Genomic DNA, 17,275 nt, shown 5'->3' on the forward strand with positions numbered 1-17,275 from the left:
AACATACTTTCAACATTCTTTTTGTTGTAATAAAATAGAAACTCATCCTTTTTCGCTCATAATTCAATATTTATTAATGTGTATGTATTATTCGTTGCATACAATTTTCTTACTAAGTACACATCTACAATATATTTTTTATTTTCATTTAGTGAGTTATACCACACCAGACTATTAATACGACAATTAATTAACAAGATAAAATGCACTCAAACAAACTGAAAGTTTCATATAATGGAAATACGGCTCACCAATGACAAACTTCAGAATAATCTTTAAAATGTAAAATCTCTCCTGATACCATCGTACCTCAGTATAATTGATTACATGTATACCAAACTTTCTCTAGTGTTTCTATTTTTTACCCTTATTTTCTGATATTATGGTACAATCAAGAAAGAAAATTGTACTGTGAGGACTAAAATGAGCAAAAATAAAAACAAACCAGAAAAAATAAGACTGTGCGTTGCTTGTGGTGAAAATCATAATGGAGGCACTTGTCCATTAATCCTAGAAAAATTAAATCGATATTATAATTCTTCAAAACAAAACTTTCTAATGGGAAACATTTTGTTAGAGTGTATTCACAAAAAAGTTGATTTTCTACAAATACTTCTAGAAATTGCAGAAGCAAGTGTTGAATTAGATGAATGTATTAATAGCAAAGGATTTAAAACAAAAAATATTTATTTAGATTATGTGGCAGAATATTTTGCAGCATCGTTGGAATGTAAAAGTTCTTTATTTTTTACTTCACCACAAAAAACATCCGAAGCCTTTAGTAAAATCTTAAAATTGGAATATCTCAGTGATATTTCATTATATTTATGCAATGATGAAGATAAAACGGTTGACAGGATTGAAATGAATTTAAAAATTCCAGACTATACAGATATTAATACAGTAACTGATCTTGGACTTTTTGGTCTAACTGGATATAAATATCAAATAACAAAACACTTTTTAGGAAATGATTTTTATAATTATAGTTTTGAAATTTGTTTACCAATAAGCATTTCATTTGAAACACGAGAACATTTTCATAATATAATCTCATGGGGAAATTTAACACAATCTTCTTCAACAAGTATTTTATTGTTAGAAGAAGAAAATGGATCCTTAGCTGATTTATTTGAAAAAGAGATGAATCTGGCGTGGGATGAAGATCATCTAATATTGAGCTATCCGTATGAAGATCCTCGTTTTAATGAATGGCTTACAATACTTGAGATTTCAGCTAAAAATGATAGTATCGTATGGCATAAAACCCCAAATAACTATTATTGTGCATATGGCAAAACAGCTATTCAAATAAAGCCAAATATATCTGAAGCCAAAGTTTCTAGGTATAACCTGTATATTAGAAGAAATAAAGATATTGGCATCTGTTTTAATTATATAGATCAGCCAACAAAGCAGATCCAGTCAAATATAAAACGATTAGAAAACTTAGTTCGATACATCGAAAAGTACGTAAAAACACACCCTCAAGATAAAACAAAAATGACTTCCGCTGCTATCGAACACGAAATAGGAATGAAAGATTTCGTTGTACGACAAGCTGTCTTTAAATGTAGGCATGACAATCACACATTAATAGATATAGAGGCTGTGGTTAATATTATGCCTTTCAAGGGACAAAAGAAAAAAGTTAAGATTCCAGCAGGTTATTGCCCTGACTGCAAAATTTATTTCATCTTAGAATCAACATATCAAGAACTAAAATCACAAGGTTATATTTTGTGCAGGGTATCAGACGAAAAGACGTATAAGAAATCTGATTATTTCAATAATGCGAAACTGGCACAAGAATCTATCTTGATGCAATACGGATATAATGTCTCTCAAACAGACGATATATCAGAAGAAAAAAGAAGAAGTATTTTAGCAATTTTATTAGACAATAATCTTTTATCAAAGACTGAAATTATTGGATATTTAGACTTTTTTATTAATCAAAGAATCCGTCAGACCAATATGAAAAATGCAATATCAAAATGGAAGGCTGATAGAGCGTTTGTAAATGGTTATCATATCGGTGAATATACGCAATTTGGTGTACATGCAATCTTTAGACGATGATTTTATTTATAAACAAAAATTAGACGATACATTTTGTATCGTTTGTTAAACTCTTGTAGAATTAAAAAAGGGGCGCTGTCACAACGGCAACGCCTCTTTTATTGGATTAATCCGTAAGATATATGCTTGTTATGTTATCATTTGCATCTAAAATAGCATGAATTTCAACCTCACCATAATTTCCAATCTTGTTCTTAGCTTCACACCAACCGTCAACCATAATTGTACCATCCTCAAAGACGAAATATCTAATGTCTTCCTGATTCCATTCCGGGAATTTTGCAGTATGTTTGTATTTTAATTGTAACTTAGCTTTTGCTTTTACATCTTGCCATATTCTCTGTTTACGGTCATCAGTTAGACTATTTTGACGATCCTCGAATTCTTTTATTCGTTCGTCAGTAGTCTTTTCAGATCCCTCCTGTGCGCTTGTTTCCTGTTGTGTTTGCTCATTTGGATTTGTCCATCTTGGAACGCTCTTATCCCATTGACCATATTCATCTACCCAATAACCATCAGGTGTCATTGTATTCATCAAAACGTGACCATTCTCATCTGCATAATAATCCCATGAACCATGTTTGAACCATCCTGTTTGCATAAAACCATTTTCGTCAAACCAATACTCATATCCATCTATTGTAATTATTCGTGAATAGGCAATAAATCCATCTGGTAAACGATATTTCCATTTTCCATCTTCCTGATACCACGTTCCGCCACTAGAATCCATTGTGTGAGCTTTGGCAAATACTGGTTGCGTGCAACTTAATGCCAATAAAATAGACATTATTGCTAATACCTTACGTTTCTTCATAACTCAATCCCCTTTGCATTTTATTCATCGTCTTCGATTTCTTCATCAGAAAACTCCTAGCGAATTCTAAAATAATCTTCTTTTTCTTCAGGTGTCATATCAGCAATACACTTAATACCAAAATCACTGATAATCTCGTTAAGTGTTCTTTTCTTTTTGTCAGCTACATTTTTTCTCTTCATCCATAATACTTTATATTACCCTTCCAACATAAATCTGTAAGTTTGAATGTGATTTGCTTTCTGGTTATTATCATACCATCTCTTGAACCGATAAAAAAGTATTTATTTGCATTTGAGAACGATCACTCTCATTTTTTACATAAAAACAGAGGCTGTCGCTCAATCATCTATCTTAGATAATTTTGCGACAGCCTCCAAAACTTAAAGAGCTAAAACTATACCAACTTTACGCCAGATACTTCTTCAGAGTTGCGCGAACTGCACCAGTTCCTGCGATCTCCTCTTTGAACATCTCCTCAACCTTCTCACCGATTCCTGCCTCATACAGATCGATTCCAAAGATATTTGCGTTGGAAAGGATTGCCTTCAGCTGACCGGTATAGGTCTCCGGCTTTCCTACCTCGATGCCTGCCAGCTCTGCGGTCAGCTCTCCTGCCATCGGATCTGCGGACAGCTCGAACTTCTCGCCATCATCCTGCACACCGAGCAGATAACGGCACCAACCAGCGATTGCTAACGGGATTGCGGTCAGCTTCTTTGCATCGCCGTATTTTGCAACATAGGACTTGATCGTCTCGCCGTAACGAATGCCTACCTTCTGGGAGGTATCGGTTGCGATACGCTGTGGCGTATCCGGCATGAACGGGTTCGGAATACGGATGTTGATAACCTCATCGACGAAATCCTTCGGGGAGAGGATACCCGGGTCTGTTACAACCGGCATTCCCTCAACCGGTCCGATCTCATGAACGAGACGGTTCAGCTCTGCATCCTTCATCTCATCTGCGATCAGGGTGTAGCCAAGTACACAACCGTATACTGCCAGAGCGGTGTGAAGCGGGTTCAGACAGGTCGTTACCTTCATGCGCTCTACCTTGTTTACAGTGTCCCGATCGGTCATGTATACGCCAGCCTTCTCCAGTGCCGGACGACCGTTCGGGAACTTATCCTCAATGACAAGGTACTGCGGTCCCTCTGCGTTTACGAACGGAGCGATGTAGGTGCGCTTGGAGGTGATCACCGGGTCCATATCCTCGATGCCAGCCTTCTTGAGTTCCTCACATACAGACTCAGCCGGACGCGGGGTGATCTTATCGATCATGCTCCACGGGAATGCAACCTGCTTCTCATCGGACAGATATGCTACGAAACCTGCATCGACAAAGCCCTTCTTCTCCCACTCGTTTGCCATCGTCAGAATCGAGCTCATCAGCTTCTCACCGTTGTGAGAGCAGTTATCCATCGATACGACTGCTAACGGATACTTTCCTGCCTTGTAACGCTCAAACAGCAGGGCACATACAACTGCCATTGCAGAGCCCGGCTTCTGCGGACCGTTGTCAATATCAGCCTGAATGAACGGGAAGTACTGACCCTCTGCATTCTTCAGCGCATAACCCTTCTCCGTGATCGTGAAGGAAATCATCTGGAGAACCGGATTTACAAAAATCTCTTTCAGGCGATTCCACTCAGCCTCGTCAGAAGCCTGTGCCTTGATTGCCTCGGTCAGAGAACCGATCACCTGCTTGTCGGTAGAACCGTCTGCCTTCAGCGTAACGCCGAGAACCAGGTTGTCATACGGACGATAAATCTTGTCGATCACGTCAAAGTCAAAGGTCTCCACGCAGGTGATTCCCTTGTTCATCTCACCCTCGGAGATCAGCTTGTCAGCCAGTCCGCCGATGAAGATACGGAAAATATTTCCTGCTCCAAAATGTACCCATACCGGTGCTTTCTTTGTCTCTTCTGCAACAGATGCTACGTCATAGGACGGGAGAGCCACACCGACTGCTTCCCAACTGCTCTTCTCTTTTAATCCTTCCAGTGTCAGTTTCATCTCTTATTTCTCCTCTAAATCAATAGAATGCTCGAAACCTGTTTGAAATCTGTTTGAATGCTATTTAAATTCTATTTGTAATTTTAATTTATTGAAAACCTATTTGAATTCTATTTAAAATCTATTTGAAAAACTGTGGATATTTTGCCCGCACCTCTGTCTCATCGACCTGATAACGGCTCAGATGTTTTTCCATCCACTTTTTCGCTTCCTCCGGGTGATTCTCACGAATCTCCTTTAAGATCTGGCGATGATCCTCAATCCAGTGCTGTTCCTTCACAGAGGCAACTGCCATACTACGCACACGGTCAAAATGAACCGTCATGCTCTGCATCATCTCGTATGCCTGCATCCGCCCTGCAATCTGAAACAGCATCCGGTGAAACTCATTGTCAAGCTCAAGAAGTTTCTCCTCGCCGTTGTGCTCATGATAAAAATCCTGAAGATCCATATTTTCCTGAAGAGCCTTCATGTCATCCGGAGTCGCTTTCTGGCAGACAAGCGGTACCACCGCCGTCTCCAGCACACTCCGGATAAACTGCGCCTCCTCGACAAGATTGTAGTCGATCAGCGCCACAATGCTCCCCCTCTGCGGATAGATCTCCACGATCTTGACCTTCGCCAGCTCAAGGAGTGCCTCGCGGACCGGAGTCCGGGAAAGGTTCATCTCTGTCGCGAGTTCCCGGTCACTGATCACAGATCCCGGCTCCAATTCCAGACTGATGATGCCGTCACGAATGACACGCATCGCATAATCTCTTCCATTTTCCCTTGGATGGCGGTCTGCAATCTTCATACCGAACTCCCCCTTTTCCCGACAGCAGTCTGCGTTTGTTTTTCTCTGTTACTTATTTTATTACTTATCGCCGTTCTTGCTCATCTTGTCAATGGCTTCCCACAGACCATTCAGGTAAGTTGCTCCGAGTGCACGGTCATACAGGCCATATCCCGGACGACCAACCTCATCCCAGATCATTCTTCCGTGGTCCGGACGAATGTAGGTATCCGGGCAGGTGTCATAGATTGCCTTCATGATTGCAAACATATCCAGATCGCCGTCGGAAGACAGATGGCTTGCCTCACGGAACTTGTGATAGCCAAGGTATTTTACGTTGCGGACATGCATCGCATTGATGCGGTTCTTCTCACCGAAGTGACGGATGATTGCCGGAATATCGTTGTCCGGGTTAGAACCTAAAGAACCGGTGCACAGGCACAGTCCGTTTGCCGGAGACTCATGAAGCGCACAGATCTTGTCATAGTCCTCCTGGCTGTGTGCAATACGCGGAAGACCAAAGATCGGCCATGCCGGATCATCCGGATGACAAGCCATCTTCACGCCAACTTCCTCACATACCGGGATGATCGCATCCAGGAAATACTTGTAGTTTGCACGCAGATCGTCCGGAGTGATGCTCTCGTACTGCTTTAAGGTCTTCTCAAGCTCAGCCAGACGCTCCGGCTCCCAGCCCGGAAGAGTAAAGCCGTTGCTGTCCTCTGCGGTCTTCTTTACCAGATCAAGCGGAGTCATCTCTCCAAGCTCTTTCTCATCGAAGTACAGGCTGTTAGAACCATCCTCCGGAATCAGGCGAGCCAGATCGGTACGAAGCCAGTCAAATACCGGCATGAAGTTGTATACAATAACCTTTACGCCATACTTTGCCAGGTTGCGGATCGTGGTGATGTAGTTTGCGATGTACTCATCACGGGTCGGCAGTCCCATCTTGATGTCCTCATGGACATTAACACTCTCGATAACCTCGCACTCAAGACCAGCCTCATGAACGTGCTCCATGTACGGCTTGATCTCCTCCTCGGTCCAAACCTCACCTGCTGCCTTGTAGTCAAGCAGTCCCATCAGACCGCTCATTCCCGGGATCTGTTTGATCTGCTTTAAAGAGATCGGGTCATTGCCTTCTCCGTACCAGCGAAATGTCATCTTCATTGTTCATTTCCTCCTTACACATTCTTATAGATTTGATTTCTTTGTTGTCTGTTGCGCTCTGCCTGTCACCTTTTATCGGTCGCTCGTGGCTCAGACTTATTGCTTGTTGTTTGTTGCTCGTTACTTATTGCGTGTTACTTATTGTTTGTTACTTGTTACCTGTTGCACATCGTTTGTTGCATATTTTGTATTGCGCGATGCGTGCTTCTTGTTTTGTTCGTTTATGTGTGTCTTTTCTTCTGTTAGCCTCATTATACTATGGTTTTCGGCATTGGTCAACTAATATATTAGTATTTATTTTGTATTTATGACGAATATTTTTTCCATTTTCATTGTTGTTTTCTACACTTTGCGATATGATGGGGAAGAAATGAAAAACGCAAGTCAAATTTTGGCATCGTTTGTATCATGCATAAACGGTCATTTGAGTTGCAAACTCCAATTTCAGAGATTTCAAAATTTTCAGAAGAAAGGACTTTTTATTATGAACAAAAACACTTCCGCCCCGGATCACTCCGAGGAAACCATCACGATCCCCTGTCGTGTCGGACCGACGATGTTTCGCGATTTTGCGATGTTTGACACCCTGATCCGCCAGAAACGCCTCCGCTCGCCGATCCTCTTTTTCTGCATCATGGGATTTTTTGCGCTGATCTGCTATGTCTTCCGCTCTCACGCCGATCAGGCAGTTCTCATGGGAAATGTTCTCCTCGGCGTTGGTGTCCTCCTCCCCGTCGGATACCTGCTCAACTTCTATCTCTCCGTGCGGGCACAGGCGAAAAAACTGAAACTTGATCCGCCTCGCCTCGTCTACACGCTGAATTTCACCCGGGCAGAGGACGGCATCACAGTGATCTCCCCGAACACCTCCGAAGGCACACTCCGCTTAAACTGGGGAAATCTCTTCGGCGCATGGCGGGTAAACGGAGCGATCTATTTTTACTCCTCCGAGCGTCAGGCATTCCTGCTCCCGGACGGTCAGGCAACCGTGTCGGCAGATGCGCTCTGGGAACTTTTGTGCGAGAAACTTCCGGCAGAAAAACTTCACGACCGGAGACATTAGTCATTTATTCTCATGTTTTTTCCGCCTTGTATTCTGTACACAAATTTTAAATGGTGCTATAATGGGCGCAGGCATTTGTTTTTTACAAGGAGGAAAAATTATGAAAAAATACGCACCATTTCTTTTGGCACTGGCAACCGGAGCCGTCCTTGCCGGATGTTCCGGTCAGAAGACCGCTGAGACAACCGCATCTTCCGAGGCAGTGGAATCCAGCGCAGAATCCGCTTCCGAGAATTCCGAGACTTCTGAGTCCGCAGGATCTGCCTCTGAATCTGAGGAGTCTGCCGAGACGACCGACAGCGCAGACGGTCTCGTCCGTGTCGGCTCTTTGAAGGGACCAACCTCGATGGGTCTTGTTCATCTGATGGATGAGAATGAGAACGGAGAAGCGGGTGGAAATTATGAGTTTACGATGGTCACCGCTGCCGATGAGCTTCTCGGCAAGGTTGCATCCGGCGATCTCGACATCGCTCTGATTCCGGCAAACACCGCAAGCGTTCTCTACAACAAGACAAAGGGCGGTATCTCTGTCATTGACATCAATACCCTCGGTGTTCTCGACGTCGTTGCTTCCGATGATTCGATCCAGTCGATCGCAGACTTAAAGGGCAAGACGATCTACATGACCGGAAAGGGAACGACCCCGGACTACGTTTTCCATTACCTGCTGAGCGCAAATGGACTCAGCGACAGCGATGTCACTCTCGAGTTCAAATCTGAGCCGGCTGAGGTTTCTGCTGTTCTGAAAGAGAATGCAGACGCAATCGGCGTTCTTCCTCAGCCGTTTGTCACCGCAACCTGCATGCAGAATGAGGCCTTAAAGATCGTTCTCGATCTGACGGAGCAGTGGCAGAATGTCCAGGGCGAGAACGGAAGCCAGCTCGTAACCGGCGTCACCGTTGTCCGCACCCCGTTCCTCAAGGAGCATCCGGAAGAAGTTGAAACCTTCTTAAATGATCACAGCGCTTCCGCTACGTTTGCAAATGAAAATCCGGAGGAGACCGCAGATCTGATCGTGAGCGCAGGCATCATCGAGAAGGCACCGGTCGCACAGAAGGCCCTTCCGTTCTGCAACATCACCTGCCTCACCGGCGAGGAGATGAAGACTGCACTGAGCGGTTATTTACAGGTTCTGTATGATCAGGACCCGGCTTCCGTTGGAGGAACACTTCCGGCAGATGATTTCTACTATCTGTCTGAGCAGAACTAAAACGAAGCGAACGGTCGCAATGTCGTAACGCTATAACGCTATAACGTTATAACATAATGTTATAAACAATAGACAATCACAAAAAAATTTCAAACAAAAGGAGCGGTTTTCATGCATCACCGGTTATCTCTGAGAACTTTGGCGATTGTGCTCGCGTGGCTTGCCATCTGGCAGATCACAGCAACCATCGTCGCAAACGACATTCTTCTTGCGGGGCCGGCGGACGTGATCCGCTCCCTTTTTATGCAGATTTTCACTTCGGACTTCTGGCTTTCGATCGCGATGTCGTTCTCAAAAATCATGGGCGGATTCCTTCTCGCCTTTTTTGCGGGAATCCTGATCGGAAGTCTCTCTTTCCGCTTTCCGCTTCTTGGCGAAATCCTTAATCCCCCGCTCTTACTGATGAAATCCGTGCCGGTCGCCTCGTTCGTGATCCTCGCACTGATCTGGGCAGGCTCGGAAAACCTTTCGATCTTCATCTCCTTCTTTGTCGTGTTTCCGATCATTTATGTCAATACACGCTCCGGTCTTGCAGGCACCGATCCCAAACTGCTTGAGATGGCAAAGGTCTTTCACCTCTCCCTCCCGAATCGCATCCGTTTTCTCTATCTTCCGGCACTCTTTCCCTATCTCTCGAGTGGCTGTCGGATCGCACTCGGAATGGGCTGGAAATCCGGAATTGCGGGAGAGGTCATCGGCGTTCCCTCCCACACCATCGGAGAGCACCTTTACATGTCAAAAATCTATTTGGCAACCGCCGATCTCTTCGCGTGGACGCTGATGATCATCCTGATCTGTCTTTTGACCGAACAGATTTTTTTAGGAATCCTGCGTCTGGCAGAAATGCTCAACCGGCGCGGTCTTTCTCGCACGCATCGGACCTCGGAAGCGTTTTTCCAGACACCTGCTTCACCGGCACCCTCTTCATCCTCACCTGCCCCATCCGCCTTGTTTTCTGAAACTTCCACACGTTCTGCCCTCCGGGCAAAGACCGAAGGCAAACCCTTCGCTCTGGAAATTCAGAATCTCCGCAAATCTTTCGGTGAGCAGACGATCCTCTCGGATCTCTCGCTGAGTCTCGCATCGGGAAAAATTTTCTGTCTCATGGCTCCGTCCGGAAGAGGAAAAACGACGCTGTTTCGGATTCTTCTCGGTCTCGACTCCGCAGACAGCGGAACGGTGAGTCTGCACAGGCAACCGGCGGACACTTCCGCAACTCCTCTGCCCCGCTTCTCCGCCGTGTTTCAGGAAGACCGGCTCTGCGAGGAATTCTGTGCGCTTGACAATGTGATGCTCGTCTCCCACAACACCTTCTCCCGTCAGGACGCGTATCAGGCTCTCTGTGCCCTTCTTCCACCCGAAGCGGTATTTCGTCCTACCTCAACACTAAGTGGCGGTCAAAAACGACGTGTGGCGCTCTGTCGGGCGCTTCTCGCCCCGTCCTCGATTCTTCTGATGGACGAACCGTTCACCGGGCTTGACGAAGAGACCCGGCTGGAAGTGATTGAGTTTCTGAAACCTTTTGCAAAGAAAAAAGTGCTCCTGATCTCCACCCATCAGGCAGAAGATGCAGAAGCACTCGGCGCAACCGTAATTCATCTGTAAAAACGATATCACTTATACAACTTATATCATTTGGAACCAATCAGATCCTCGGACTCTGGTTCTGACCGAAAACCTGCTTCATCAGATCAATCATATGGCGTTCCGCCTGATCCAGATAAAGTTCCTCTTTATAGACGGCATTGACATTCCAGCTCCCGGGCTTTGGAACGCGCAGACAGCACGCCTGCGTAAGACCGTTTGAGAGGACTTCCACCGCACGTTTCGGCGCGATCGCCACACCGAGTCCGACTGCTGCAAGCTGAACGGCTGACAGACAGCTCGACACTTCCATTGCGATATGCGGGGAGATCTCGTGCTGTTTCATCAGCTCATCCGTCTTCTTTCTGAGCGCATGTCCCCGCTTGAGCAGAATAAACGGCAGTTGTGCCATCGCCTGCGGGCATGCCTCATTTCCATCCTCTCCCCCGCGCATCTCATCGGTGACAAGATCTCTCGCCGTCACAAAGAAGAGCTCTTCCTGATAAATCAGCTCCGTCTTGAGCCCTGACGGAAGTTCTCCTCCATCTCTCGGAAGAATCATGAACGAAATCTCATCCCGCACAAGCGCCTGAATCAACTCATCTGACTTTTCCTCCATCACGCGAAGCTCGACTTTCGGATACGTTTTCTGGTACTCACTGACAACCTTCGGAAGCATATATCCCGCACGCTCCGTCGGCATTCCGAAACTGATCATTCCCTTCTGTCCCGAGCTGATATCCATCAGTTCCCGCCTCATATTGTCATTCATCATCAGAATTTTTCTTGCCGTGTCCACGAACTTTTCACCGGCGTAGGTAAGTGTCAACGGATAATTCTTGCGCTCAAACAGCTTCACCCCCAGATCTTTTTCCACCTTGGAAATGATATAGCTGAGGGAGGGCTGTGAGATGTAGAGTTTCCTCGATGCCGCGGTGATGCTCTTGAGATCCGCTACGGTAACGACATAAACCAGCTCCCGAAAATCCATAAAATTGCCCCCGTTTTCTTCTGTGCTATCGCGTCACGCGCCCCCGCAAAAAACGGCACATGAACAGCGAATTTCTGTTTTCATAAATCAAATCAAAATCAATCAAAAAATCCATCCGATCAATGTATCATGATTATTCACTATCCAATTAGTATACCGTTTTTTGCAGGGCTGTGCAAGCATTCCCATTTGGGGAATCGAAACGGGGGCATAAAAATCTCTTTTTAATTTTTATAATAGTTAATCAGGCATCCCGCTGATAAAATCTTTCTCTCATCTTCCGTCAGACTGTCAAGCGTACAGGAAATCTTTCTTCCGCTTCCCTCCTCGGCAATGCGGGCAGAGTCCGCTCCATTTCCGAGCACCTCGATGGAAAACTCTTTCTCGCCGGATTCCAGTTTTTTCTGAATGTTCTCGACGAGAATCCACGTTCCATTCGGAAGATCGAGGCTCTCCTCCGTGCGAAGCGGAAGCAGACCCCAGTTGATCAGGTTTGAGCGGTATCGCTTCGTCGCATACTCATTTGCAAGGTTTGCAAATCCACCGAGCACCTTCTGACAGCTCGCCGCCTGCTCTCTTGAGGAGCCATCACCGATCTGGTCACTGACCATAAGGCTTCCGATTGTAACCTTGTCTGCCGTGCAGTGTTCTCTCTTCATCAGCGCCGACAAAATCGCATCGCAATCCTGCGCTCCGGTGATCGAACCTTCTGTGCCATGCTCCAAACCGGTTTTATTTTCTCCCTGTTTTTCCCATTCTTCCTCTTCTCCACGGGCTTCGCTCACTGCGCTTCTTCGCGCCTCATCGAGCGCGCGCACTGCCTTTGCGCGTCCGACGTAGTCCTTGTCACGGCTGATCATTGTGTACTCGGAAATCTTTTCCGGATTTGAGCGGAACGACGACGGCTCGCCCGACGGAATCAGCTCATCGGTTGTCACAGAGCCTTTGTACGAGCCTGCAACGCGCAGAAGCAGATGATCGGTCAGCGGAAACATCTCCGGCCAGTCCGCAATGTTCGGTCCCATCACAAGCTCCTCGTCCGGATTGCCCTTTCCGAAATTGTCAAAGACCTGATTCTTGTAAATCTGCGGGTCAAAATGTGGTTTCAGGTGACGGTACTCGACATCGACGAGATCGGTTGCCGGAGTCAGACGTCCACCGTTTCGGACGGTCGCTGCGATCGAGCGCGCATCCATCAGGCAGGCTCCCGCCATCTGTCCCTGTCCCGGCTTTGATCCCTCGCGGTTTGGATAGTTTCTCGTCATGTGGCGGATGCTGATCTCATTGTTCGCCGGCACATCGGTCACACCGAAGCACGGACCACAGATCGCCGGGCGCAGGGTGACTCCGCAGACTGCAAGCTCGCCCGCAATTCCCTGATCCATCAGATCTGCCATGATCGGAAGGCTCGCCGGATTGACACCGAGATTCAGCTTTTCTCCTGAAATTCCATAACCTTTGAGGATATCTGCAACTGCGACAATATTTTCAAACAGACCGCCACAGCAACCGGAGATCAGTGCCTGATCCGGATAAAACTCGCCATCACGGATATGAGACATGATCGAGAACGGCTTGCCATTCTTTCCCTTGATCTCCTGACCCTTCTTCTCCACCTCGAGAAGCATCTCCTCCATGTGCTCTTTAAATTCGCGGATCGGCACGGCATGGCTCGGATGGAATGGAAGCGCGATCATACACTCGGTCTTTGACAGATCGATCTCGATCAGACCGTCGTAGTAAGCGCCTGCCTTCGGGCGAAGAGGACGATACTCCTGCGCACGTCCGTGATCCTCGAAATATTCCTGCGTCTTCTCATCGGTGCACCAGATGCTTGAGAGTGCTGCGCTCTCCGTCGTCATCACATCGATTCCCATTCGGTATTCCATGCTGAGGTTCGCAATCCCGTCGCCGACAAACTCCAGAATCTTGTTCTTGTTAAAGTTGTTCGCGAATGTCGCGGAAATCAGCTCCAGAGCCACATCCTGCGGTCCCACGCCATCTCTCGGCGCACCGGTCAGCTTGACTGCAATCACCGGCGGGCACGCAATGTCATACGTTCTGCCGAGCAGTTGCTTTGCTACCTCGCCACCGCCCTCGCCGATTCCCATCGTTCCGACGGCTCCGTAGCGCGTATGGCTGTCCGAACCGAGGATCATCTTGCCACAGCCTGCCATCATCTCTCTCATATACTGGTGGAGAACAGCACGGTACGGAGGAACAAAGATTCCGCCATATTTTTTCACATTTCCAAGTCCGAAGACATGGTCATCCTGATTGATCGTTCCGCCGACCGCACAGAGCGTGTTGTGGCAGTTAGAGAGCACATACGGAACCGGGAATTTCTTGATTCCGCTCGCACGCGCCGTCTGCAAAATATTGACGTAGTTGTTGTCCGGGGACACCAGCGCATCGAACTTCAACTTTAACTGATCCATATTCCCACTGTGATTGTGCGCCTCGAGAATTCGATACGCGATCGTCTTCTTTCTTCCCTCTGCGCGCTTCTCCTCGCCCGCTGGTGTCACCTCATAATGTTCCGATAAACATACCCCATGATTTGTCAGTTTTGCCATCTCTGTCTTCTCCCTCTTCTGCCTTTCTGAAATCAAGTTCCTTCAAGTTTCGTTTTTATCAAATTTCGTTTTTATTTTCGTTTCTATTTTGAATTGATCCGATTCAATCAACTTCTGTCAATCATACTCTGACCAATAAATTTTGAAATTCTAATCTTCCGGATTTCTGAGTTTTACCTTCGGATTCACAACTCCGGTCTGTCTCATTTCCTGAATCACCTTTTCCTGAAGAATTCGTTTCTTCATCGCACGCTCCATCACGGCTTCCGCCTCATCCGGTCGAAGCACGCAGACTCCGTTCACATCCCCGATAATCAGATCTCCCGGATTCACGCAAACGCCTCCACAGCTGACCGGCACATTGATCGCGCCTGCACCGCTCTTGGCAGCTGTTCCGCAGGTCAGTCCCTTCGCATAGATCGGAAATCCTGCGCGCTCACAGTCCTCAAGATCACGGAACGCACCGTCGATCACGACACCCTCCGCGCCCATCATGTCGGCACAGATGCTTCGGTGATCGCCCCAGTAGGAACAGTCACAGTTTCCCTTTCCTGCGACCACGAGCACAGAACCCGGCTCGAGCTTGAGAATTGCATCGGCGACGATCGCACCCTCTCCACTCGGCACATCGACAGTCACAGCCGGTCCCACAATCTTCTTTCTTCCGATTCTCTGCTTGATCTGATAACTCATCGAGTGATACAGACCTGCTCCGTCACACAGCTCCGGCGTCGTAAACTCTCTCAAGTGTCTAACCAGTTCTTCTATCTTCTTTTCCATCTACTGAATCTCTCCCTCTGCCCTCTGACTAATCTATTTTTAATTCCATGCATTTTTTATGATTCTATTTTATCAATAGGAAATGCATTTTCCAAATACATAAAGCTGTATATCCCTTATATGCAATTTTCGATAGTTTTGTCTTTCGCCTTATAATTCGCACAATGATTTTATGATGACTTTATGATGATTTTGATTTTTTCCAACTTTTTTGAAAACGATTTGAGCCGATTTTGAAATTTTTTTTCGGGATTTTTGGGGAGATTTCCGGAGATTTTCAGGGATTTCAAGATTTTTAAGCCGAAAAAGCCTCGAAGAACCTGCGAAAAACAACGTTTTTTCAAGGTTTTTCGGGAATTTTGAAATTTTTTTAATTTTTTTTATTTTTTTGCTTGACGAAAGGCGAAATCCGTGATAGTATATAGGAGTTCGATTCGAGAGCACAAAACAAAAGCTCAGAAACGAAGAGAAATCGAGGCGTGGCTCAGTTTGGTAGAGCGCTGCGTTCGGGACGCAGAGGTCGCAAGTTCAAATCTTGTCGCCTCGACTTCGGCCTCATGGTCAAGCGGTTAAGACGACGCCCTCTCACGGCGTAAACTCGGGTTCGATTCCCGATGAGGTCATCAAAGTGAGAAAAGCTGGTACAGAGTTTTGTATCAGCTTTTTTGTTGTTCAAACTTTGTTATTCAAGCATCCTCTAACTGAATTTCTGAATCACTCAGGCTGAAATCGCCCAGTTCTTCCAACTACAACTCATCTCCCTCAAAAAAATATCTCATGCCATACATAGCCATACATAAAGGAAGCAACATTATATAAAATGTGTGCGAACATTGACCTAACACCTATAAAGAGAAAAAGAGTACGGGAAATCAACGTTCCCGTACTCTCTCGTTTTCCGTATGGCATTAACTATACCCTATACCATATTATCATTTCAGTTTTAGCTGGGCCAGCGGGATTCGAACCCGCGAGTGCAGGAGTCAAAGTCCTGTGCCTTACCGCTTGGCGATAGCCCAATAATTCATATCATTTTTACCATAGGAGGTAATTATACCTTATAATCAGAAAATTTGCAACACGAAATGCAACACGAATTCTGAAAAACCTCGATTTTAAGCCATTTTTCAATGCGGGCGACAGGACTTGAACCTGCACGGTTCCCCGCCAGCTCCTAAGGCTGGTGCGTCTGCCATTCCGCCACGCCCGCTGATTTCCACGATAAAACATGATAAAAATATAAAAATATTCAGAAAAACAAATTTACTGTCTTTCCTATCATATTTTCCTGTTTTTCTCTGATACAAAAAAAATCCCGTAAAGGGATTTCTCAGGGTGGATAAAGGGATTCGAACCCTTGGCCTCCAGAGCCACAATCTGGCGCGCTAACCAACTGCGCTATACCCACCATATATCATTTTTCCATACCTTTCGGTATGTAATGAGCCTGAAGGGATTCGAACCCCCGACCCACGGCTTAGAAGGCCGTTGCTCTATCCAGCTGAGCTACAGACTCATTCTCGAAAAACAAAAGTTTTTCGGAAGCGGGCGATGGGAATCGAACCCACGTATCCAGCTTGGAAGGCTGGTGTTCTACCATTGAACTACGCCCGCAGATCATTACAATCTACTTTGTTGTGTTGTCTCACACAGTCGGGGTGACAGGATTCGAACCTGCGACTTCCTGGTCCCAAACCAGGCGCTCTAGCCAAGCTGAGCCACACCCCGGATGTTTTGAAATCGCTTGTTCCAGCTCTGTTTTCGTTCCAACCGCTGTCGAACAACGCGAGTATCATTATAAAACACACATCGGTATTTGTCAACACTTTTTGCAAAACTTTTTTTATTTTTTTCTTTTCCCTATTTTTGCTCGTTTTTTCCCGTTTTTCCAAGGAAAAGGATTCCATTTCGAGCGATTCCCAAACCAAGTTACTCGCCAGGCATCACTCGCACATTTCCCCACACAGAATCCAGACATTGATACACAGAGCAGATCTCTCAGAAGGGAATTCGCTCCCCTCCGAGAAATCTTATAACTCAGAGTGGATGTCCCCCTCCTCTATAGGTGGGGGGTATCACAAACTTTCTCAGGAGGGGAGACAATCCCCTTCTGAGTTATACGCTCCGCGTGGATGCGCAGTGATTTTGATAAGAAGATGTCAGCAGAGCTGACCAAAATCACGCGCCAAGTCTCCGCGAGCGTCGACT

11 protein-coding genes and 8 tRNA genes are annotated in these 17,275 nt (G+C 46.1%); 6 read left to right on the plus strand and 13 right to left on the minus strand.

Annotation, left to right across the window (positions count from 1 at the left end; genetic code table 11):
• The first annotated feature begins 423 nt into the window (after positions 1–423).
• On the plus strand, positions 424–2,082 hold the full coding sequence (locus ACR0QT_RS11625) for a hypothetical protein (protein WP_432630929.1): 1,659 nt from the start codon (positions 424–426) through the stop codon (positions 2,080–2,082).
• A gap of 106 nt (positions 2,083–2,188) precedes the next feature.
• On the opposite strand, the gene ACR0QT_RS11630 is transcribed toward ACR0QT_RS11625, so the two are convergent.
• From ACR0QT_RS11630 to uxuA, 4 genes are all read right to left on the minus strand, one after another.
• Complete coding sequence (locus ACR0QT_RS11630; protein WP_432630930.1) at positions 2,189–2,899, minus strand: hypothetical protein; 711 nt, start codon at positions 2,897–2,899, stop codon at positions 2,189–2,191.
• 408 nt (positions 2,900–3,307) lie between these two features.
• Positions 3,308–4,918: a mannitol dehydrogenase family protein gene (locus tag ACR0QT_RS11635; protein ID WP_432630931.1), complete on the minus strand. Its 1,611-nt coding sequence runs from the start codon at positions 4,916–4,918 to the stop codon at positions 3,308–3,310.
• Between the two features lie 121 nt (positions 4,919–5,039).
• Positions 5,040–5,714 (minus strand): GntR family transcriptional regulator, encoded by a 675-nt coding sequence (locus tag ACR0QT_RS11640; RefSeq protein ID WP_432630932.1) that lies wholly within the window; start codon positions 5,712–5,714, stop codon positions 5,040–5,042.
• Positions 5,715–5,774: 60 nt separating this feature from the next.
• Complete coding sequence (uxuA, locus tag ACR0QT_RS11645; protein ID WP_432630933.1) at positions 5,775–6,863, minus strand: mannonate dehydratase; 1,089 nt, start codon at positions 6,861–6,863, stop codon at positions 5,775–5,777.
• Positions 6,864–7,347: 484 nt separating this feature from the next.
• On the opposite strand from uxuA, the gene ACR0QT_RS11650 reads away from it, so the two are divergent.
• From ACR0QT_RS11650 to ACR0QT_RS11660, 3 genes are all read left to right on the plus strand, one after another.
• Positions 7,348–7,926, plus strand: coding sequence for a YcxB family protein (locus ACR0QT_RS11650; RefSeq protein ID WP_432630934.1), 579 nt, complete (start codon positions 7,348–7,350; stop codon positions 7,924–7,926).
• Between the two features lie 100 nt (positions 7,927–8,026).
• Positions 8,027–9,136, plus strand: coding sequence for an ABC transporter substrate-binding protein (locus tag ACR0QT_RS11655; protein ID WP_432630935.1), 1,110 nt, complete (start codon positions 8,027–8,029; stop codon positions 9,134–9,136).
• 111 nt (positions 9,137–9,247) lie between these two features.
• Positions 9,248–10,741: an ATP-binding cassette domain-containing protein gene (locus ACR0QT_RS11660; protein WP_432630936.1), complete on the plus strand. Its 1,494-nt coding sequence runs from the start codon at positions 9,248–9,250 to the stop codon at positions 10,739–10,741.
• A gap of 40 nt (positions 10,742–10,781) precedes the next feature.
• On the opposite strand, the gene ACR0QT_RS11665 is transcribed toward ACR0QT_RS11660, so the two are convergent.
• The 3 genes from ACR0QT_RS11665 to ACR0QT_RS11675 form a co-directional block, all read right to left on the minus strand.
• Positions 10,782–11,711, minus strand: coding sequence for a LysR family transcriptional regulator (locus ACR0QT_RS11665; RefSeq protein WP_432630937.1), 930 nt, complete (start codon positions 11,709–11,711; stop codon positions 10,782–10,784).
• A 224-nt stretch (positions 11,712–11,935) separates the two neighbouring features.
• Positions 11,936–14,287, minus strand: coding sequence for a hydratase (locus ACR0QT_RS11670; protein ID WP_432630938.1), 2,352 nt, complete (start codon positions 14,285–14,287; stop codon positions 11,936–11,938).
• Positions 14,288–14,437: 150 nt separating this feature from the next.
• Positions 14,438–15,067 (minus strand): RraA family protein, encoded by a 630-nt coding sequence (locus ACR0QT_RS11675; RefSeq protein ID WP_432630939.1) that lies wholly within the window; start codon positions 15,065–15,067, stop codon positions 14,438–14,440.
• A gap of 473 nt (positions 15,068–15,540) precedes the next feature.
• On the opposite strand from ACR0QT_RS11675, the gene ACR0QT_RS11680 reads away from it, so the two are divergent.
• Both ACR0QT_RS11680 and ACR0QT_RS11685 read left to right on the plus strand, forming a co-directional pair.
• A tRNA-Pro gene (locus ACR0QT_RS11680) sits at positions 15,541–15,614 on the plus strand.
• 4 nt (positions 15,615–15,618) lie between these two features.
• Positions 15,619–15,690, plus strand: a tRNA-Glu gene (locus ACR0QT_RS11685).
• Positions 15,691–16,014: 324 nt separating this feature from the next.
• On the opposite strand, the gene ACR0QT_RS11690 is transcribed toward ACR0QT_RS11685, so the two are convergent.
• From ACR0QT_RS11690 to ACR0QT_RS11715, 6 genes are all read right to left on the minus strand, one after another.
• A tRNA-Gln gene (locus tag ACR0QT_RS11690) sits at positions 16,015–16,086 on the minus strand.
• Positions 16,087–16,198: 112 nt separating this feature from the next.
• Positions 16,199–16,277: transfer RNA gene (locus ACR0QT_RS11695), tRNA-Leu, on the minus strand.
• A gap of 124 nt (positions 16,278–16,401) precedes the next feature.
• Positions 16,402–16,475 (minus strand) — tRNA-His (locus ACR0QT_RS11700).
• Between the two features lie 34 nt (positions 16,476–16,509).
• A tRNA-Arg gene (locus ACR0QT_RS11705) sits at positions 16,510–16,583 on the minus strand.
• A 27-nt stretch (positions 16,584–16,610) separates the two neighbouring features.
• Positions 16,611–16,681: transfer RNA gene (locus tag ACR0QT_RS11710), tRNA-Gly, on the minus strand.
• Positions 16,682–16,720: 39 nt separating this feature from the next.
• Positions 16,721–16,795, minus strand: a tRNA-Pro gene (locus ACR0QT_RS11715).
• Between the last annotated feature and the right edge of the window lie 480 nt (positions 16,796–17,275).

The sequence above is a fragment of the Brotaphodocola sp. genome (assembly GCF_050873365.1).
In the GTDB taxonomy this organism is placed as follows: domain Bacteria; phylum Bacillota; class Clostridia; order Lachnospirales; family Lachnospiraceae; genus Brotaphodocola.